Source organism: Microcoleus sp. FACHB-1515, assembly GCF_014696105.1.
GTDB lineage: Bacteria > Cyanobacteriota > Cyanobacteriia > Elainellales > Elainellaceae > JAAUTJ01.
In genome coordinates this window covers 67,043-87,905 of the sequence record NZ_JACJPO010000022.1, presented here as the reverse complement: position 1 = coordinate 87,905, position 20,863 = coordinate 67,043, and the positions used below count along the sequence as shown (strand labels likewise).

The window sequence follows — 20,863 nt, the reverse complement described above, 5'->3', positions numbered from 1 at the left end:
ATCGCTTTCCCCACTGCGGTAGGACGGCTGGCAATTAGCTGGAATGGCCGGAAGCAGAATGAATCGGCAGCAGCACCCTAAAGGCCGCACCTTCAGCAGGTTTACTTTTCACCGAAATTGAGCCGCCGCAGCGATCGAGCAACTGCTGCACGATCGACAAACCCAAGCCCGCACCAGAATCATCGCTGCTCTGACGAACGCTATAGAAGCGATCGAAGATGCGATGCAGGTCGCTTGACGCAATGCCAACGCCCGTATCACTAATCTCCAGTTCAACAAAGTCATCTTGCTGACGCGCTTTTACCCAAACCTGCCCACCTGCCGAAGTGAACTTGATGCCGTTGTGCAGCAGGTTGATCACAATTTGCCGCAGCCAAGGATTGAGGCACGCAACAGGCGGCAATTCTTCGGAAATGGTGTAGGCCAGCATCACGCCTTTTTCCTGCGCCAAGGGCTGATAGGTGCTGACCACACCCGGAACCACATCGGCCAAACGCAACGGCTGAAGCGAAGGCTGATTGCGAGTGTCCTCAAGCTGCACCAGATCGAGGACACTCGTAATCAAAGAGCTTTGGCGATCGATCGCTTGCGTCAGCATATCCATATACCGCTGTCGCTGCGGCGGCTTCAGCGTCGGCGAACCAAGCAGCGACAAAGCTGTTTTCATCGTGGTCAGCGGCGTTCGCAGTTCTTGCCCCAGCGTTTTCAAAAATTCGTCTTTGTGGCGCAGCGATTCGAGCATGGCCGTATTTTCCTGCCGCAGTTGCATTGCGGTTTCGGCCTGCCGACGACTGCTCGTGCTGCTGTGCCAAATTTCTGCTTGCCGCTGAATCTGCTTGGCAAGCCAAGCGCTCACCAGTGCCAAATCAATCTCGCCTGTGGTCTGCAATGCCGCTTGTGCTTCGGTTCCTGCAATGACCTGAGCCAGTCCGCCCACGACGCGATCGATTACAGCACGGTCGCAGGTGGCGATCGCCATCAGCGACTGCTTGCGCTCCAATTCTTCTTCACTTGAATCGGGAAATTCCGAAGGCGATCGACTTACTCGCAGGCGATGTGCCAATACCAGCGCGGTGAACTGCGGTGACTGCACCAGCAGAAAATATTCGCGCCGCAGCCGCACTGCACCATCTAGCGACACAATCGACTTTGCGGTTGGCGGCTTGTCGCCCAAAACATAGACAGACTGCGCTGAAGCAGTCAGGCGATCGAATTCCGAGTACCACGCTTCACCGCGCGGCAGCTTGAGCCATAGCGTTGCGTTGATCTGTCGATCGATCACAACGTCAATTAGCGTTGCGACCATCGACTTAAAAATTGTGGGACTAACTTGGAGCGGCACCGCCTCGGCAGTCGTCGCCAACTCGTACAGCGATGCGTCGAGGCGCAAAGGGTTCATGATCATATCGGCGTGAATGACTCGATCGAATGCAAGTTTGCCCGCGTTTGCGAAGAAAGTTGCATCCGCAAGAAGCGAAATTTAGTCTGCTCCTGCAACCGAATTTACAGAGGGTTGGTCAAAATTGCTAGGTCAGCGTTGAGGCTGGCTGTTCGCTTTGCAACCACGCGCTAGCTCCTACTTTCCAGTCCGCTCTGCGATCGCCGCGCGTGCCTGTTCACGATCGTCAAAGTGGACTTTTTCGGTTCCCAAAATCTGATAGTCTTCATGGCCTTTTCCGGCAATTAAAACGCCGTCTCCCGGTTGTGCTTCCAAGATCGCGGTGCGAATGGCTTGGGCGCGATCGACCTGCACGAGCGGCTCAACCGTAGCGGGAATTCCGGCCAGAATGTCCTGCAAAATCCGCTGCGGATCTTCGGTGCGCGGATTGTCGGACGTGACGATTGCCCAGTCTGCCAGTTCTGCGGCGATTTTACCCATTTGGGGACGTTTGGTGCGGTCGCGATCGCCGCCACAGCCGAACACGCAGATCATTCGGCCTGAAATAAACGGACGCGCCGCCTTCAGCAGATTTTCCAGGCTGTCCGGCGTGTGGGCATAATCGACAATCACGCTGATGTCCTGATCGGGCTGCACCTGCACCTGCTCCATCCGTCCGGGAACGCCGCTGAACATCGGCAGCGCCCTAGCAATTTCGTCGAGTTCCAGTCCGAGATGCAGGGCGGCTCCGACGGCAGCAAGGAGATTTGAGAGATTGAACTGGCCGACGAGCGGCGATCGAAATTCAATTTCACCTTTGGGCGTGTGCAGCGTTCCCGTCACGCCATCGGGATTGTAGGCGAGGTTGCTTGTCCACAAATTGGCGGTCGACTCTTGCGTACTATACGACCAGGCTTTTTCGCCGAGTTGGGCGAGCAGCTTGCGTCCATAGGAATCATCAAGGTTGACGATCGCCCTGCCGCGCAGATAGTCGGCGTCAAACATCAAAGCTTTCGCCGCGAAATAATCGTCCATGTCGCGATGAAAGTCCAAGTGGTCTTGCGTCAAATTAGTGAAAACCGCAACTTCAAACTGGCAGCCCCAGACGCGACCCTGCGCCAAAGCGTGGGAACTGACTTCCATCACGGCTGTCGTGCATCCGGCCTGCACCGCTTGGGAAAATTGCTGCTGAAGCTCAACGGCAAACGGCGTGGTGTGCAAAGCGGTTTGCTGGTGTCCCGGCCAGCGAGTGTAGAGCGTTCCCAGCAGGGCAGTGGGTCGTTTTGCCTCAGTCAACAGAAATTCGATCAGGTGCGTCGTTGTGGTTTTGCCGTTCGTGCCCGTGACGCCGACAAGCTGGAGTTTCTGCGTTGGCTGGCCGTAAAAAGCAGCGGCAATTTCGGCACTGGTGCGGATCATGTCCGGGCTGGTGATCAGGCAGGGATCGACCTCTGGCAGCGACGGCTTTTGAGCGGCACTAGGGGAGATGACAGCGGCGATCGCGCCTGCCCCGATCGCACTCGGCCAAAACTCGCCACCATCGACTCGCGTTCCCGGCAGTCCCAAAAACAAATCTCCAGGCTGAACTGCGTGCGAATTCGTCGTCAGCCCTTTGACCTCTGCTTCCAAAGCAGGATGGTTGGGCAGGGTTAGATTAGGCAGATTTGCCAGCAAGTCGCGCAGTTTCATGTCAGCACCTCCTCACATCTGGGCTTATTGTGAATCATTTTGAAGGTATTTCTGTAGCATCTGCTCCACTTGGGCAACGCTGGCGCGGGGCGAAAGTCGAGGCAGGGTTTGCATTTCGCCGCGATCGCTGACGGCGACCAAAACGGGAATTTCATATTGATAGGCGTTGAACCAATCCGATCGCGTCGTGATGTCGCGCACTTCCAGATCGATCGATCGGCGAACCTGATCGAGCTTTTCTTGCAGACCTTCACACAAATGGCAGCCTGGTTTACTGTAAAGGATGAGGTGCATCTACGTTAAGTAATTCTTCCTAAAACACATTCGTCGATCGGCTTAGTGCCATTTCGAGATATGATGATTCATGAAGTCTAGACTACAGAAGTTCGAGTAATCCAGGTATGACGACAAGCTTCACGCCCGCTTCGACCGCAGCCGCTACTGTCATCCAAAATCTCGATTTAGCCGAACTAAATCAAAGATTTGAAACTGCCCATCCTGCCGAAATCCTCGCTTGGTGCACGGCCAATATCACGACTGGGCTGGTGCAAACAAGCGCGTTCAACGTGGATGATGTCCTGATTACCGATATTCTCTATCGTCAGCTTCAGCCGAATCCCTCGGTTCCCGTGCTGTTTCTCGACACGCTCTACCACTTTCCACAAACGCTGGAACTCGTCGAGAAAGCCAAGCAGATTTATAACCTGAATCTGCAAGTCTACAAAATTCCCGATGTCAACTCCCGCGACGAATTCGCCGCTCGGTACGGCGATGCCCTGTGGGATCGCGACATCGCTCAGTTTCACCACCTGACGAAAATTGAGCCGCTCCAGCGCGGTTTGAACGAACTGGGCGCGATCGCCTGGATCACCGGACGCCGCCGCGACCAAGCCGTCACCCGTGCCGATATGCCCGTCCTCGAACTCGATTCGCAGCAGCGTCTCAAAGTCAATCCGCTCGCCAACTGGACGCGCCAGCGATCGTGGGAATACGTGGCCGAACACAAAATGATCTACAATCCGCTGCACGATCAAGGCTATCCCAGCATCGGAGATGAACCGATTACCACGCCGGTTCGCGACGGTGAAGACGAACGGGCAGGACGCTGGCGCGGCTCCAACAAAACCGAGTGCGGCATTCACATCTAACCCGTTGATTTGATTCTCCGCCTGCTTTCTCTGTCGGAAGGCAGGCGATTTTTTTGCCAGCCTTTCAGCACTACGGCTCGACAGTCAACGGATCTGAACCACCTAGATCCGTTGTGGGTCGCGGCAGCGGATTGGCCTGAAAGGGATCGATCGCATTTTGCGGCGCGGGAACTGCCGGATTGGTGGTTGGGATTCGCAGCACCTCGGTTGGGTTGGCGGGTTCGGGCAGTCGCGGATCGGTGGTCGGCAGGGGCGGCGCTTCACCCAGCGGATGAACCTGTAGGCGATCGGTCGGCACAGCCGGATTCGTCGTCGGAAACTGCATCATGTCGCCAATCTGAGGAATTTGGGGTGCTTCGGTTTCCGAACGAATCACACCTCCGGGCATGACGGCTCCGCGCAAATCCGCCCCTGTGAAGTTGGCTGGGGAGTTCATTCTAGCTCCAGCAAGGCTGGCGTTGCTCAAGTTGGCAAAGCTGAAGTTTGCGCCGCTGAGGTTGGCAGCGTTGAAAATGGCGTGGCTCAAGTCGGTATGCTGCAAATTTGCGCCGCTGAGGTTCGCGCCCGTGAAGATCGATCCGGTCAACACTGCGCCTTCAAGATTCATGCCGCTCAAGTCTGCACCGGATAGATCGCAAGCTGAACAAAAGCCGTATCGCGAAAGCTGAGCGAGGTCATTCGGATCGGCAGCCTGAGCGATCGCGCTGGGCAGCAAAACCACGATCGCAGCCAATGACGCAATTTCGATCGATCGCAGCATAACTCCTCCGATTACTTTTTCGATCGCGCCTTGGTCTTCTTGGTAGCAGCAGGCGGCGCGGATTGGCTGGCAGATTGGCCTACTGTATTCGCGGCGGGTGCAGTTGTCAATCGAGCATTGGCGGCTTGCGTCAGCAGGCTTTCGGCAAAGGCGATCGCTTCTTGTGCCGATCGGCCTCCGGCAATCTGGGCGAGTTCTTCGCGGCGATCGGATTCGTCAAGCTGACGGACTCTTACGACCGTTCGCACATCATCCGCTTTTGACCCGTTTGCCTGTGATCCGTTGCGAGGCTGGTCGATCACCTGCTTATCAACGTGGAAATGCGAATCGGCCATTGCCGCGACGATCGGCTGGTGCGTGACGCATAAGACTTGATGGCTGAGGCTAAGCTGATAGAGCTTTTCCGCGATCGCCTGCGCTACCCGACCCGACACGCCCACGTCAATTTCGTCAAATACCATTGTGCCGATCGCATCGACTTGAGACAGACAGGCTTTCAGGGCAAGCAGAAAACGGCTCATTTCGCCACCCGATGCGATCGCGTTGAGCGGCTGAAGCGGTTCACCCGGATTCGGGCTGAAGACGAACGTAATTCGATCGGCTCCATGTGCGGCAGGCGCGATCGGATCGATTTGCACTTCAAACTGGACTTTTTCCATTGCCAGCGGTTTCAGTTCGCGAATCAGCAGAGCTTCGAGCGATCGGGCTGCTTCCCGCCGCAGTTTGGTCAATTTGGCACACTGGGCAACGAGTTCGGCCTGTCGCTTGTCGTACTGTTCTTCCAAGACTTCGATCGATTGCCCTGTGCCACTCAGTTCGGCCAGTTCGCGCTGGACTTTTTCGTTAAAGGCGATCGCATCCGCCAAAGTCGGTCCATATTTGCGAATAATCTGCTTAAGCTGCACGATTCGCGCTTCGACTTCCTGCAAGCGTTCCGGGTCAGTTTCCAGCCCGTCGCCATACGCGCTGATTTCGCGGCTCGCCTCTTGAATATCCGCCAACGCGCTGCTGACCATATCGAGAATTGGCTGTACCTGCTCGTCAAAGCGCAGCATGTCCGTCAGGACATTTTCTGCTTGACCGAGTAGATCGGAGGCCGCTTTGCCGCTGTCATTTTGATAAAGTGCCTGAAACACTTCGTAGCTCTGCTGCTGAAGTTCGACGCTGTGGCTGAGCCGCTGGCGTTCCTGCTCCAGATTCGTCAGTTCGTCAGGATCGCTCAAATCCGCTTCAGACAGTTCTTTCGCCTGATATTCAAATAGATCAAGCTGCTGTAACCTTTGCTGCTCAAACTGGCGACGTTTTTCTAACGCTTGTAGGGCTTGTTGGGCACTGGCAAAAGCAGTGGCAACCTTTTCGCGCTGGGCAATCAAATCCGCGCCGCCAAAGCCATCGAGCCAACTGCGCTGCAATCCCGGTTGACCAAGCTGGACGGTTTGGCCTTGAGCAGTGATCTCGACCAGTTTTTCATACAGCGCGTCCATCTGCTGTTTGTTGACCAGCACACCGTTGACCCGCGATCGACTCCTGACGCTCTTTCCCGCCGTCAACTCGCGGCTACAGACGATCGCCTCTTCATCTAGCAAATCGATTTCTTCAGATTCCAGCCACAATCGCAAATCGGGAGCGAGCTTAAAGGTCGCTTCGATCGAGGCGCGATCGGCTCCTGTGCGGATCGATCGCGACCCGACTTTGCCGCCCAAAGCCGCATCGAGCGCATCGAGAATAATTGATTTTCCGGCTCCGGTTTCTCCCGTCAAAACGTTTAGACCCGCGCTGAAGTCGAGTTCCAGGCGATCGATCAGGGCGAAGTTCTCAATCTGAAGAGAGATCAGCATGAATGAAGGTTGATCTATATGAAGGATGCCGTTTGCAGCGACGCCAAAGAAACTAAAAGAAGTGATTTTACTGATGTGTATAACCTTCAGTTTAGTGGCTGATGTCCAGTCCGGTCGGGAATGATCGCCCGATCGATTTGCATACGGAAATTGCGATTTTCAAATTTCCGATTCACACCGATTCAACCGATACAATACTTAACAGAACTGTTTACGTTCGCCCCTATCTTATGACCCTTGTTACCGCGCCCGAAACCGAATCGATCGATCGATCGCTGCCCGCTGAGATTCTGGCCGATCCGCTGCCGGACGCGCTCAAACCCGCCAACATCGGCAGTTCCAACACGCCCGCCTTGCGCTATGACCCGGACGCGATCGAAGCTTTCTATCGTCGTCGTCCGTTTCAGGTATGGGGTCGGCTGTGGGCGATCGCGATGCCGTTCGCATTGCTCGCGCTGAATCTGTGGTGGGATCGGCGGACGGGGCAGGCGATCGAAAAGCAGCCCAAACGGGCAGAACAGGTTCGCAAAATCGTTACCAAATTGGGACCTGCTTTCATCAAAATCGGGCAGGCGCTTTCCACTCGACCGGATCTCGTGCCGCCTTCGTATCTGGAAGAATTGACGAAGCTGCAAGACCAGCTACCGCCGTTTCCGAACGAAGTGGCGTTTCGGTTCATCGAAGAAGCGTTGGGCGATCGACCCGAAAATATCTACGCGGAATTGTCCCCGATGCCGATCGCCGCAGCCAGTCTCGGCCAAGTCTACAAAGGCAAGCTGAAAACCGGAGAAACCGTCGCCGTCAAGGTGCAGCGTCCCGGACTGGCGCAACTGATCACGCTCGACATTTATATTCTGCGGCGGCTGTCGAAATGGGCAACGCACACCTTCAAGCAAGTCCGCAGCGATCTCGTGGGCATCACGGACGAATTCGGAGCGCGAATTTTCGAGGAAATGGACTACACGCAAGAAGGCCACAATGCCGAGCGATTCGCCCAGCTTTACGGCCACCTGCAAGATGTCTACGTGCCGCGCATCTACTGGGAATACACGGCTCGTCGCGTCCTGACGATGGAGTGGATTACAGGCGTGAAATTGACGCAGCTAGACCAGATTCGATCGATGGGCATCGATGCCACCCACCTGATCGATGTCGGCGTTCAGTGTTCCCTCCGCCAATTGCTCGAACACGGCTTCTTCCACGCCGACCCGCATCCGGGTAATTTGCTCGCCACGCCGGACGGCAAACTCGCCTATCTCGACTTCGGGATGATGAGCGAAATCAAACCGTATCAGCGCTATGGATTGATCGAGGCGATCGTCCACTTAGTCAACCGCGATTTTGAAGGCTTAGCGCAAGATTACGTCAAGCTAGAATTCCTCACGCCGGACACGGATCTGACACCGATCGTGCCTGCTTTCGCCGCCGTTTTCAACGATGCCTTAAGCGCCAGCGTTGCCGAAATCAACATCAAAAGCATGACCGATCAGCTATCAGCTTTGATGTATGAATATCCGTTTCGCGTTCCGGCCTACTATGCCTTGATTATTCGATCGCTCGTGACGCTGGAAGGCATCGCCATCAACGCCGATCCCGACTTCAAAGTATTAAGCCAAGCCTATCCCTACGTCGCCAAACGATTACTGACAGACCAATCACCCGAACTGCGCGACTCTCTGCGCGATCTCCTGTTCAAAGATGGCAGCTTCCGCTGGAATCGCCTGGAGAATCTGTTAAGAAATGCCAGAGGCAGCGAGGAATACGATATGAGCCTCGTGGCCGATCAAACGCTGGAATTTCTATTTTCCGATCGCGGCCAATTCATTCGCGAATATCTCGTCAACGAAATCGTCAAGGCGATCGATGTTTATTCACGATTGGCGATCGAAAATGCCACGCACACCTTCTGGGGATGGCTTGGTCTACAATCACCCGTCAACACGCCCGCCGTTTCACCGGAAGAGCGGAAAAACCTCGATCACCTGCTGAGAATTCTCGACATCCTCAGAGGGACACGCGGCTTCGATCCAGTTAAATTCGCCTCAATTTTGCCGCGCATTTTGGCAAAACCAGAAACACAGCAAATGGGACAGAAAATCGCGACCGGATTGGCGCAGCGGGCGATCGCTCGATTTGTCCGCGAAGTGATTTTGCGCGAACCCGATCGACCTGTCTATCAGCCCATGCCATCGAGTGCGGGGCGGCGATCGCTACCGATGGGGAATTAACTTCCAAACAAAAATCGCGTCAGAAATTTGCGTTTCTGGCGCGATCGCTTTCTTGTCGTTTGCTTGAATTTTGCTTAGATATCTTTCTCAGCCAGTTCGCGAGTCATGTAGTCAAACGGCTGATCGACCACCGAGGCATCTTGCACACCCGAAGCGGCAACCTGCTCTCGCACGATATCTTTCATGATTTGAATGCCTTTGACGGTGGGACCGATCGGCACACCCAGCGAGTTATAAGTCTCGCGCAGACCTTGCAAAACGCGCTCATCCAAAACGTCCATGTTGCCCGCGACGAGTGCATAGCTCGCATAGCGGAGGTAGTAGTCCATGTCGCGCAGACAGGCGGCATAGCGGCGAGTCGTGTAGGCATTGCCGCCCGGACGAATCAATTCCGGCACGTCTTCAAACAGCTTGCCTCCGGCCTGCTTGACGATCGCCGCAGCGTTTCCGTTGATTACAGCGGCAGCTTGGACGCGATCGGTTCCCGACGAAAAATAAGATTTGAGCGTGTCGAGGGCGTTGCGATCGAGGTAGCGCCCAGCGATGTCGTAGTTTTCAATTAAGCTTGTTACCGCGTCTCGCATTTCCAATCCCCAATAAACAGCGTTTGATATCGCGGCTGCCTCGGCTTCGACTTGGCCGTGCCAGCACTTGCTATTCGCGTCCAGTTTATCACGGAGGGATGGGCGAGTCTGAGAAGCGATCGCGCTTTTTGTAACACTTTGTCACACTCTGTCATCCACCATCTGCGAATCGCCTCAGGCGTAAAGAGATGATTAATTCCCGCAAAAGTCGATCGATTCAATTTATGTTTTGTATTTTGTGATACAAAATTCTGCTTAAGCCTGTCTTTAACATGATTCAGGTGTTACGAAGTTTGATACAGAAATTTGCTTAGTGCATTTTTCGTATCGAGTCAAATCTTGGGAGCGGTTTTGCCGATCGCAGCGCGTAACGCGACTCACACCCAGATTCTTGAACCGCAACTCACCTCTACAACCTCGCCCCAATTTTTCACTGGCTCAGGTCAGCGCAGCAGATTCACAAGGACTAAGGAGTTTTTCATGGCTGAGACCGCACAAGAAATTTTGAAGATGATTGACGATCAGGGCATTGAACTGATCGACCTCAAATTCGTTGATCTTTACGGCATCTGGCAGCACTGCACCTTTCACAAGAGCCTGATCGAAGAAGAATCGTTCTCAATTTCCGGCGGCGTTCCCTTCGACGGATCGAGCATTCGCGGCTGGAAAGCCATCAACAACTCGGACATGGCGATGGTTCCTGACCCGACCACCGCCTGGATCGACCCGTTCATGGAAGTGCCGACGCTGAGCATGGTCTGCACGATCGCTGACCCCCGCACGGGCGAACGCTATGAGCGCGATCCCCGCTCGATCGCGGAAAAAGCCGTTGACTACCTGATCGCCAGCGGTGTCGGTGACAAAGTGTATTGCGGTCCCGAGCCGGAATTTTTCATCTTTGATGATGTCCGCTTCGGTCAGAGTGGACACCAAGGCTACTACTTCATCGACTCGGACGAAGGCATCTGGAACGCCGGAGCGACCGGAAAAGAAGGCGGCAACCTGGGCTACAAAATTAACAAAAAGCGCGGCTACTTCCCGGTCGCCCCGTCCGACATGCTGCAAGACATTCGGACTGAGATGCTCTTGACAATGGCAAAGTGCGGTGTGCCGATCGAAAAGCACCACCACGAAGTCGCAGGCGGTGGCCAGTGCGAACTGGGCATCAAGTTTGCCGATCTCGTCCACGCAGCCGACTACGTGATGACCTACAAATACGTCGTCAAGAACGTCGCCCGCAAATACGGCAAAACCGCGACCTTCATGCCCAAGCCGATCCACGACGACAACGGCACAGGGATGCACAGCCACATGTCGATCTGGAAGGACGGTCAACCGCTGTTTGCCGGAGACAAATACGCTGGCCTGAGCGAAACCGCTTTGTTCTTCATCGGCGGTCTGCTGAAGCACGCCCCGTCAATTCTGGCCTTCACCAATCCGACCACGAACTCTTACAAGCGACTGGTTCCGGGCTTTGAAGCTCCGGTGAATTTGGCTTACTCGGCAGGTAATCGATCGGCCTCAGTGCGGATTCCGATCGCCTCCAACCCGAAAGCCAAGCGCCTCGAATTCCGCTGTCCCGACGCTTCGAGCAACCCGTACCTAACGTTCTCCGCGATGCTCTGCGCCGGACTGGACGGCATCAAAAACCAAATTGATCCCGGTAGCTCTTTGGATGTGGACATCTACGAAATGTCGCCGGAAGAACTGGCAAAAGTGCCCAAAGCACCCGCCAACCTCGCCGAAGCCCTGGAAAATCTCGAAAAAGACCACGAATTCTTGACCGCAGGTGGCGTCTTCCCCGAAGACTTCATCCAAAACTGGGTGTCGATGAAAATGGATTCGGAAGTGAAGCCGCTCAGCAAGCTGCCTCATCCGTATGAGTTCGAGCTTTACTACGACTGCTAAGGCGATCGCTTCTCAACCATTGCAACAGTAAGGAGGTGTTTTCACCTCCTTTTTTCATTGCTGATCAATCAGTATCGATCGTCAAACCAAGAGCCAATGCGAAGACCTTTGGTAATGTGTGAAAAGCGTGAGTTCGGATGTCCATCAATCCGTTGATGAGTGTTGATCAAAAACCAACAGGTATCAAATTTCCGATGAGGTGTAGAAACGACTTCGGTTTCGCCGTTTGCTGATTCGGCGGGAAAAGAAGCGGGATAACTACTTCGCAATGCTTCACCTTGCCTGTGCTCTCATCACGTTTCGCTCAGCAAAAGTTTTCGCATAAGCTCTCAGTTCAAACCAAATTAAACGCAGGATCAAGCTCTCGGTATAATTTGACTTGAAGGTCGTTTTGAAAATGGTACAGCGTAAAACAAACATTGCGAATTGACCACTGCTTAAATCGACTGCTCAAGCCTAAATAAAATCAACAGTTTTCTTCAGATTGCTTGAGATTAGTAAAATTGCTCTAGCGCAATTCATCATCCAGTCATCTCGAACAAACAGCCACTCTGTAATCGTGATTAGTTCATCTTGCAAGACTAAATTCAGCTTACGGCACGTACAAACTCCAAGGTATTTCTGTTCACTTCGAGCTTTTCAAACGCGATCGCCCTAAATTTTTCCAAACTGCTTGACGAAAACAGAACTTGGGTTGAAAATCTGTCTTCGGGCGGATCATTAGCAGTTCATATCGTTGATCCCCTGCTTTTTTGGCGTGCATTCGCTACATTAGATTCCTACCATTGCCCCGTTGTGGTGCGATCGCGGTGGGACAATTTCTCTATGCTAAAATCAGCGTACCGGCACGCACAGCAGGTGATGGAAAACCGCCATGTTTGAACGCTTCACAGAAAAAGCCATTAAGGTGATCATGCTCGCCCAGGAAGAGGCCCGTCGCTTGGGCCACAACTTCGTGGGCACAGAACAGATCCTCCTGGGTCTGATTGGAGAAGGGACCGGCGTCGCCGCCAAAGTGCTGAAATCAATGGGCGTCAACCTCAAAGACGCTCGGATTGAAGTCGAAAAAATCATCGGACGTGGATCGGGCTTTGTTGCGGTTGAAATTCCGTTCACCCCCCGCGCCAAGCGCGTCCTCGAACTCTCGCTTGAAGAAGCCCGCCAGCTCGGACACAACTACATCGGCACAGAGCATTTGCTTTTGGGCTTGATTCGCGAAGGCGAAGGCGTGGCTGCTCGCGTTTTGGAAAACCTCGGCGTTGACTTGTCGAAAGTCCGCACACAGGTCATCCGAATGCTGGGCGAAACCGCAGAAGTGTCGGCAGGCGGAACTCAAGGTCGCACCAAAACGCCGACCCTGGATGAATTTGGCTCGAACCTGACGCAGATGGCCGCCGACGGCAAGCTCGATCCGGTCGTTGGTCGCCAAAAAGAAATCGAGCGCGTCATCCAAATTCTCGGACGCCGCACGAAAAATAATCCCGTTCTGATTGGGGAACCGGGCGTTGGTAAGACCGCGATCGCCGAAGGTCTCGCCCAGCGCATCTCCAACAACGACATCCCCGACATCCTCGAAGATAAGCGGGTCGTCACCTTAGACATCGGTTTGCTGGTGGCAGGTACGAAGTACCGAGGCGAATTTGAAGAACGCCTCAAGAAGATCATGGACGAAATTCGTCAAGCTGGAAACGTGATTCTGGTGATTGACGAAGTTCACACGCTGATCGGTGCAGGCGCAGCAGAAGGCGCGATCGATGCCGCCAACATCCTCAAGCCTGCCCTCGCTCGCGGCGAACTTCAGTGCATCGGCGCAACCACGCTCGATGAATACCGCAAGCACATCGAACGCGACGCCGCTTTGGAACGCCGCTTCCAGCCCGTCATGGTCGGCGAACCAAGCGTGACCGAAACGATCGAAATTCTGCACGGTCTGCGCGATCGCTACGAACAGCACCACAAGCTGAAAATCTCCGATGAAGCGCTTGAAGCCGCCGCCAAGCTGTCCGATCGCTACATCTCCGATCGCTATCTGCCCGACAAGGCGATCGACTTGATCGACGAAGCCGGATCGCGGGTGCGGTTGATTAACTCTCAGCTTCCCCCTGCCGCGAAGGAACTCGACAAGGAATTGCGCCAAGTCCTCAAAGACAAAGATGATGCAGTCCGATCGCAAGATTTCGATCGAGCGGGTGAACTGCGCGATCGCGAGATGGAGATTAAGGCAGAAATTCGGGCGATCGCGCAAACCAAAAAGTCCGAATCTGCCGATGGCGAAGACTTCTCGCCCGTTGTGGATGAAGACGATATCGCTCAGATTGTCGCTTCCTGGACGGGTGTTCCGGTCAACAAGCTCACCGAATCCGAATCGGAAAAGCTGCTGCACATGGAAGACACGCTGCACAGCCGCCTGATCGGTCAAGACGAAGCGGTGAAAGCTGTCTCTCGCGCCATTCGTCGCGCCCGCGTCGGTCTGAAGAATCCCAACCGACCGATCGCCAGCTTCATCTTCTCCGGCCCCACTGGAGTTGGTAAGACCGAACTGACGAAGGCACTCGCGGCCTACTTCTTCGGCTCGGAAGACGCGATGATCCGGCTGGATATGTCCGAATACATGGAGCGGCACACCGTCTCGAAGCTGATCGGTTCGCCTCCTGGCTACGTCGGCTACAACGAAGGCGGTCAGCTAACGGAAGCCGTGCGTCGTCGCCCCTACACGGTCGTGCTGTTCGACGAAATCGAGAAAGCACACCCCGACGTGTTCAACATGCTGCTGCAAATTTTGGAAGATGGTCGCTTGACCGATGCCAAAGGCCGCACAGTTGACTTTAAAAATACCTTGATCATTATGACCTCAAACATTGGTTCTAAGGTGATTGAGAAAGGCGGCGGTGGACTTGGTTTTGAGTTCTCGACGGGCAATGCTGAGGAAGCGAGCTACAACCGAATTCGCAACCTGGTTCAGGAAGACATGAAGAACTACTTCAAGCCGGAATTCCTCAACCGTCTTGATGAGATCATTGTCTTCCGTCAGCTATCGAAGGACGAGGTGAAGGAAATTGCCGACATTCTACTCAAGGAAGTCTTCGGACGCCTGAGCGAACAAGACATCACGCTGGAAGTCACCGAGCGCTTCAAAGACCGTCTGGTCGAAGAAGGCTACAATCCCGCCTATGGTGCGCGTCCGCTGCGTCGAGCGATCATGCGTCTGCTCGAAGACAGCTTGGCCGAAGAAATCCTCTCTGGCCGCATCAAGAACGGCGACGTTGCTGTTGTCGATGTGGGTGAAGATGGACAGGTGCAGGTTGCCGCTGGTGAAAAGCGCGAACTGCTGCCGCAAGCGGCTGAGTAACAGCTAGGCTAAACAGTTTGAAGCGGTGGGATGTGAATCTCACCGCTTTTTTGTGAGCTAGAAGAGCGGTAGGTAGGTGCTGAAGGAAACACCCACGATCGAACTGTCGAAATCCACATCCGACTCGGACGATCGCCCAAAGCTAAATCCACCATATAGACTCACCCGACTATTGCGCGTCAGGTCATAGCTGAGCTGAGCCGTCACCTGATGGTAGGCATCAGCGCGGTCTTGCTGCGTAAAGTCAACGAAATCAAGCTCATAGCTCAATCCCAGATCAAGATTCGGCTGAAGCGCATAGTTCAGCGATGCGCCAAGCGTGTTGGTGAGACGGCTGCGATCGCTAGGATCAGCAAAGTTGAATCTCAGGTGATAGTAGCTATCGAGCGTCAATCGTTCAGCCAGCGCATCGCGACGGGATAGACCCAATCGAAGTGCATGATCGTTCAAAAATCGATCGCCATCCTCTGACGAAAAAAACTGTCGATTGCGCCAACCGATCGTCGCGTAGGTATTTGGAAAAATCGTTTGCTGAACTTCAGCTCGCAGCTCTAGATTGTAATAGTTCAGTTCTGAAAGATCGCCATAGAAGGCGAAATTGCCACCGATCGAAGCGAACAGTTGCGTATCCGGCCCGATTTGAGGAATCGCCACGATCGCAAGGCCAGCACGACCAAACTGATCGGAAACCGGATCAATATCATCCAGCAAAATATTATCGCTTCTAAAATAGTCGAACTGTCCTCTTAGAAAAACAGTATCGATATCTTCTTGCTCGATCGCCAGCTCATTTTCTCGCAGCCGCAGTTGTCCAAGTTCCGGATCGCCGCTTGCTGTGGAATCTGCTTCCTGACTGGTTTGGGGCGGTTCAATCGGCTCAGATTCGATCGGTAAATCGCTTTCAGGCATTTCTTCTAACGCCGGATCGATCGCTGCCGCAGCATCCGCAGAGCTTGTGCAATCCCTGCAATTTTCTTCAACAATCGGGGCTGCTTGTTCTGCCGTTACTGTCGTGCCCGCCGCAATTTTGCTACCTGCCTGGGCAACTTTCAGCGATCGCTCGATCGAAACCCATGTTTCGGGTGTTGACATTGCAGCGATCGTGGGTTCAACATTCGCGAAAGAACTTGGTGCTGCTTGACTTGGCGGCGCTGGAGTTGGTGGAGAAATCGTTTCAGCGATCGCCTCCGGGCTGTTGCCCAAAACACCGAGCCAAACTAGCGAATGTCCAAACCAATATTTCTTAGTCACGCTTCCGGTTCACTTTTGAAGTTAGCAGGGTAGGCAGGCGCAAAAGCACGTGATGACTTTGGCAGATTGTTCTGCGCTAGAGGCGAGAACGGCCATTGCTGTTTCTGGCGCGATCGCGATCGATGTTGGAACGATCGTTGCGATTCGCTGGATTATTATTGCTGTTACCGCCGCCAGGCACACCATCGCTGTTGCCGGGACCGTTCGTGTTGCCGCCGCCAGGCACGCCATCGCTGTTGCCGGGACCGTCGCTCGGCTGCTCACCGTCATCATCGTCCGGAATCTCAACAGGAGTCTCACCGCCATCGTCAGGACGATCGATCGGACTTTCGCCGTCATCATCATCCGGAATCTCAACAGGAGTCTCGCCGCCATCGTCGGGACGATCGATCGGACTTTCACCGCCATCGTCCGGAATCTCAATAGGAGTCTCGCCGCCATCGTCAGGACGATCGATCGGAGTCTCCCCTCCATTATCAGGCCGATCGATCGGAGGCGATTCGTCTGGATATTCCTCGATCGGGCGATCGCTGGGTGAACGTCGCTCGTCGATTCGAGGATCGGTGATCACTTGATCCAAGCGGTCTTCAAGCGCCGGAACTTCTAATTCGCCGCTAGAGAAGCCGTCTTGCCCATCAAACACCTCTTGCCCGTCCGGAGGCGCGAGATCCGTTGCAGCGGGATCAGAAGAGTTTGCGGGTCGTCTGACGAAATTGGGCGTTTCGATAATCTGATCGGCTGGCAACGGCTGCTGCTGGGCGATCGCCGTTTGCATTTCAACTTGCACCTGAGCGATCGCCGGATCAGAAGATCCCCCAGTGTTGGATTCCTCAGTCGGAGCGAGGCCGCGCACCAGTTCGCTCGTTTCGTAAAACACATTGAGATCAAAATCGTAGATGCGCTCGATGCGATCGCCCACCGCCACAACCATCTGGCCGCCTCGGAGCGCTTGCCGCTGCGATCCGTTGCGATTGAAAACTTCAATGCCGCTGTCGGTCAGTGCGCCCACGATCGTCGTGTCGGTTTCGGGAATGTAGCGCACAAACAAAGCAGAACCTTGAATACCCGCTGCGGCATTGGGTGTGCGAATTTGCGTGCGGCCTTGTCCGGGTGGAATCAGCATCAGCACGGTTCCATTTGACAAGCGAAAGTTGCGCGTTCCGGCACTAAACCAAAAGACAACCTGTTCGCCCAGCCGCCCCAGCGAACCATCGTTAAAGCGCAATTCAGCAAACGAGCTTCGCGCCGTAGACACGCCATTTCCCGGCGTCAGAACGTCAGAAACACGCGCTGCACGCGGCGATTGATTTTGGCGCAGCACTTGAACGCGATTGCGAACCGTTTGCACGACGGCGCGGTTGAGTGCTGTCTGAGCCACAACTTCTGCGGCAAGCAGTAGATTGCTTGCCAAAACAACTGCAATCAAAGTGGCTGTACGGCGAAACATGAAGAGTTCCTGAGCGACGAGAGAACAAGTACCGTGCGCTAAGCTTGCACAGTGATATCCACAGCTTGACTGGCTGATTCAGGCAAAAAGCGCAATCAGCGTATCGATCGCTGCTGCCAATTCAGCAAAGGAAAACAACGAGGCGAGATGCAATTTATAGGTAGATTGAGCGATTGGAGAAGCGCAGCTTCCGAGCATGGCTGTACCATTCAATCAAGCTGACTCCATTCCAATTGCGAGTTTTTAGCTGCTTCGATGAAATTCTGAAATCTACTGACAAACAGCTAGACAAGCGCTACCCTGATGCTTCGATCGTAGCAGAGCGAACTTACTGATTCATCCAATCTTCTGGTAGATCAATCGTGGCCTCTGCATCAGCAGTCACCGATCGATCAGCGGCTGCAATCGTATTGGCTGCGATCGTGTTGGCTTCGGTCGCAACCAAATCGTCAGCAGGCACAACAGACCCGTCGATCGCAGCGGACGGCAGAATCAGCGGGGTCAGCGCTATCCGCACCTCAAGCACCGATCGATAGCGCTGGGTGAAGTCATGATGCACCATGCGATCGAGAATTGCGGCAAATTCATCGCTGACAACCGCCTCGGTTCGCCAAAGCACCGCGCCCGTATCTGCATCGTGAATCAGCGTGTGTGGCGATTTTCCCGTTAGCGCATAGATCGCCGTCATGCCCAGCGCGTAGATATCGCTGTTGAACTGCGGGCGACCCGAAGATTGCTCACTGGGCATATAGCCAGGAGTGCCAACCGAAACCGTGTATTTCGTTTCTGGACTGCTTTCGGCCAGTTGTGTCGTGATTTTGCGGGCGATGCCAAAGTCGATGATGACGAGTCGGCTATCTCGCAAGCGTCGCATGATGTTGGCGGGTTTGAGGTCGCGATGGATCACGCCCTGGGCATGAACGAACGCTAAAACTTCGAGCAAATCGAAGAGAATGTGGATAACTTTTGCTTCTGGTAGCGATCGATTCGGCAGAATTTCGTAGTTGAGCGGATGGCCTTGAATGAATTCCTGAACAAGATAGAATTCATTGTTTTCTTCAAACGAAGCGAGCAGTTGAGGAATTTGATCATGCTGTCCCAATCGCTCTAGGGTTTCTGCTTCGGTTGCAAATAATCGTCGCGCCAGCTTCAGCGTATTCGGGTCATCGCTGATGACTCGCAACTGTTTCACCACGCAATATGGATTTCCGGGACGCTGGCTATCTTCCGCAACATAAGTTTCACTAAATCCACCCGACCCTAACACTTTCACAATCTGATAGCGCCCACCCAATACTTTTCCAGCCAGGGCAAGTTCTCGCTCGCGCCGCAAATCTTCAAAATCCTCTTGCTGGCTAATAATTTCTTGAACGATCGGAGACGTGACGTAGTGTTTGAGCGTATCTCTGAGCTTTTGCTTTCTAAGCTGTTCATGAATCGATCCCGTCACCAACAAAGACACGCCGCTAAACGCGATCGCCGTTGCCGGAATCGCCACAGGTACGATCAGCCGAGCTTGCGTAAACAGCGCATAGCTCACACCCGTCCAAGCGATCGCCAGCCCAATTCCACCTGCCAACCGCTTGAATGGCTGCTTTGGCCGACTTAGCAGCCAGCCGCTTGCAGCCACCCCCGCCAACACTAGCAGTCCGCGCAAAGGCACGTTGGGAATTGCTTCACCAATTGCTTTTCCTTCTTGCAGCGTCGCGATCGCATTAGCATGAATTTCGACGCCAGACATGCGCTGTGGATATAGCCAGCTTCCCGAAAATGGAGCGAAGTGAAAATCTTGATGCGCCAGTGCAGTTGATCCAATCAGCACAATTTTGTCTTTGAAAAAAGCGCCCGACTGGAGATTGTTTTTCCAAGTTGTTGAATCCAAAACCTGCCAAAAAGGAATTTGATTAAATGTTTGAGCTGGGCCATAAAAGAAAATTGAATTGCCCGATCGCGGTGGATGATCGATTTGTGCTGCTTTTAATGTGGATTCCGCAAAAGTCGGCAACTGCTCTAAAACTTCAGCTTGTTCCGGCGGCGCATGGTGCATTAGATGCGCTAGAAATTGCTCACCAAACTGATGAATTCGTCCATCAGGTTCCAGCAAAAAGTTAATAAATCCGAGGCAGCGATCGGTTTCACAAAATTCCAGCAGCGGCATTTCAATTTGCGTCATGAAGCCCTGCGGCGTATCAAGCTGGGCATATTGAGAAGCAAGAACAATTTGTGACGAGTGCTGCTGCAACGTTTGCGCCAAGCGGCGATCGTCCGCTTCGCCATAGCTGCTGGGTGTTGAGAAGATCAAATCGATCGCCACTGCCTTTGCGCCTGCCGCCACCAATCGATCGACAACGGTGGCATAAGCGCTGCGCTGCCAAGGCCAAGCCTGAATCGGTTCAAGATCGCTATAGCGCTGCGGGTCAGCCTGAAAAAATTCGCCTTGCGACAACGAGGACTCGTCGATCGCCACAATGACAATGTCTTTAGGCGGTACAACCGCTCCTCTCGCCTCAAAAAAGAATGCCTGCGTCTGCCGTTCAAGCAACTGCACCCAAGCTGGATTCAGCATCGTTGCGATCGTAGCCGTCACTGCCCATCCACCCAGGCAAATTGCTTCCCAAGCGTTGCGCCGTCGCTGCTGGCTGGCACTCGTGCCGCTGCGTCCAGAAGAATCACGATTCGCTGGAGTTGCAACCTGTGGATGTTCTTTACTCATGATTTCAACGGGTTGCCCAACGCTGCCTCATTCTGCTTTCTACGCTCGATCGTAACCAATATCCGGAACCTTCAGAAAGCAGCAAAAAGGCAAGCGATCGAAACCGCTTGCTTTTTCAATTTTTGAGCAACGTTAGACCGAGATTAAACCGATCCACCCGCCGCCTGCAATCGAGCGCGGGCACGCTTAAACGCTTGAGTTGCGCGGTTTTGCTCGGCGCGATCGTCTGCGGAAACATTGTTCAGCCGTGCTTGTGCAGCGCTGTACTCGGCTTCCGCCTCGGCGCGATCGATGCTGTCGCCACGCTCTGCACCGTTGACGAGAATCGTAACTTCATCTGCTTCGACTTCGGCAAAGCCGCCTTGCAGGGCGATCGTCACCCAGTCGCGGCTTTCGCGGACGCGCAGCACTCCGGTATCAAGGGCAGTCAACAGTGGTGCGTGACCACTCAAGATGCCAAGCTGTCCAGTCGTACTTGGTAAAATGACTTCTTCTGCGCTGGCATCCCAGACGGTGCGGTCTGGGGCAACGACGCGAACAGTTAAGGGCATAGGAGTTAGGAGTTAGGGA

Annotated in this window: 14 protein-coding genes and 1 pseudogene; 5 read left to right on the top strand and 10 right to left on the bottom strand. The window is 54.1% G+C overall.

Annotated features, from left to right (window positions below; all coding sequences use genetic code 11):
- Positions 1–34: 34 nt before the first annotated feature.
- From H6F67_RS07980 to H6F67_RS07970, 3 genes are all read right to left on the bottom strand, one after another.
- Positions 35–1,399 carry an ATP-binding protein gene (locus tag H6F67_RS07980; protein WP_190765088.1) on the bottom strand — a complete coding sequence of 455 codons (1,365 nt, stop codon included), beginning with the start codon at positions 1,397–1,399 and terminating at the stop codon, positions 35–37.
- A gap of 177 nt (positions 1,400–1,576) precedes the next feature.
- Positions 1,577–3,067, bottom strand: coding sequence for a UDP-N-acetylmuramoyl-L-alanyl-D-glutamate--2,6-diaminopimelate ligase (locus H6F67_RS07975; protein WP_190765086.1), 1,491 nt, complete (start codon positions 3,065–3,067; stop codon positions 1,577–1,579).
- 24 nt (positions 3,068–3,091) lie between these two features.
- Positions 3,092–3,361 (bottom strand): glutaredoxin family protein, encoded by a 270-nt coding sequence (locus H6F67_RS07970; protein WP_190765084.1) that lies wholly within the window; start codon positions 3,359–3,361, stop codon positions 3,092–3,094.
- A 107-nt stretch (positions 3,362–3,468) separates the two neighbouring features.
- Between H6F67_RS07970 and cysH the strand changes: the two genes are divergently transcribed.
- Positions 3,469–4,215, top strand: coding sequence for a phosphoadenosine phosphosulfate reductase (cysH, locus tag H6F67_RS07965; RefSeq protein ID WP_190765082.1), 747 nt, complete (start codon positions 3,469–3,471; stop codon positions 4,213–4,215).
- A 70-nt stretch (positions 4,216–4,285) separates the two neighbouring features.
- On the opposite strand, the gene H6F67_RS07960 is transcribed toward cysH, so the two are convergent.
- Together H6F67_RS07960 and recN are read right to left on the bottom strand one after the other, a co-directional pair.
- A complete protein-coding gene (locus tag H6F67_RS07960) occupies positions 4,286–4,975 on the bottom strand; it encodes a pentapeptide repeat-containing protein (protein WP_190765080.1) in 690 nt (229 codons plus the stop codon).
- Positions 4,976–4,986: 11 nt separating this feature from the next.
- Positions 4,987–6,813: a DNA repair protein RecN gene (recN, locus tag H6F67_RS07955; protein ID WP_190765078.1), complete on the bottom strand. Its 1,827-nt coding sequence runs from the start codon at positions 6,811–6,813 to the stop codon at positions 4,987–4,989.
- A gap of 230 nt (positions 6,814–7,043) precedes the next feature.
- On the opposite strand from recN, the gene H6F67_RS07950 reads away from it, so the two are divergent.
- Positions 7,044–9,041: an AarF/ABC1/UbiB kinase family protein gene (locus tag H6F67_RS07950; RefSeq protein WP_190765076.1), complete on the top strand. Its 1,998-nt coding sequence runs from the start codon at positions 7,044–7,046 to the stop codon at positions 9,039–9,041.
- A 74-nt stretch (positions 9,042–9,115) separates the two neighbouring features.
- Here the strand turns inward: H6F67_RS07950 and apcB are convergent, their stop codons facing one another.
- A complete protein-coding gene (gene apcB, locus H6F67_RS07945; RefSeq protein ID WP_190765074.1) occupies positions 9,116–9,625 on the bottom strand; it encodes an allophycocyanin subunit beta in 510 nt (169 codons plus the stop codon).
- Positions 9,626–10,105: 480 nt separating this feature from the next.
- Between apcB and glnA the strand changes: the two genes are divergently transcribed.
- The 3 genes and pseudogenes from glnA (at position 10,106) to H6F67_RS07930 (ending at position 14,882) form a co-directional block, all read left to right on the top strand.
- Positions 10,106–11,533: a type I glutamate--ammonia ligase gene (gene glnA / locus H6F67_RS07940; protein ID WP_190765072.1), complete on the top strand. Its 1,428-nt coding sequence runs from the start codon at positions 10,106–10,108 to the stop codon at positions 11,531–11,533.
- Between the two features lie 214 nt (positions 11,534–11,747).
- Positions 11,748–11,858 (top strand): annotated as a pseudogene (locus tag H6F67_RS07935) (IS5/IS1182 family transposase); the annotation flags it as partial.
- Between the two features lie 549 nt (positions 11,859–12,407).
- A complete protein-coding gene (locus H6F67_RS07930; RefSeq protein WP_190765070.1) occupies positions 12,408–14,882 on the top strand; it encodes an ATP-dependent Clp protease ATP-binding subunit in 2,475 nt (824 codons plus the stop codon).
- 57 nt (positions 14,883–14,939) lie between these two features.
- On the opposite strand, the gene H6F67_RS07925 is transcribed toward H6F67_RS07930, so the two are convergent.
- From H6F67_RS07925 to atpC, 4 genes are all read right to left on the bottom strand, one after another.
- Positions 14,940–16,133, bottom strand: coding sequence for an outer membrane beta-barrel protein (locus H6F67_RS07925; protein WP_190765068.1), 1,194 nt, complete (start codon positions 16,131–16,133; stop codon positions 14,940–14,942).
- Positions 16,134–16,209: 76 nt separating this feature from the next.
- Complete coding sequence (locus H6F67_RS27305; protein ID WP_199304299.1) at positions 16,210–17,580, bottom strand: FecR domain-containing protein; 1,371 nt, start codon at positions 17,578–17,580, stop codon at positions 16,210–16,212.
- Positions 17,581–17,908: 328 nt separating this feature from the next.
- Complete coding sequence (locus H6F67_RS07915) at positions 17,909–20,293, bottom strand: serine/threonine-protein kinase (RefSeq protein ID WP_190765066.1); 2,385 nt, start codon at positions 20,291–20,293, stop codon at positions 17,909–17,911.
- A gap of 143 nt (positions 20,294–20,436) precedes the next feature.
- Entirely contained in the window at positions 20,437–20,844 is a 408-nt protein-coding gene (gene atpC / locus H6F67_RS07910; RefSeq protein ID WP_190765064.1) for an ATP synthase F1 subunit epsilon, read from the bottom strand.
- Positions 20,845–20,863 lie beyond the last annotated feature (19 nt).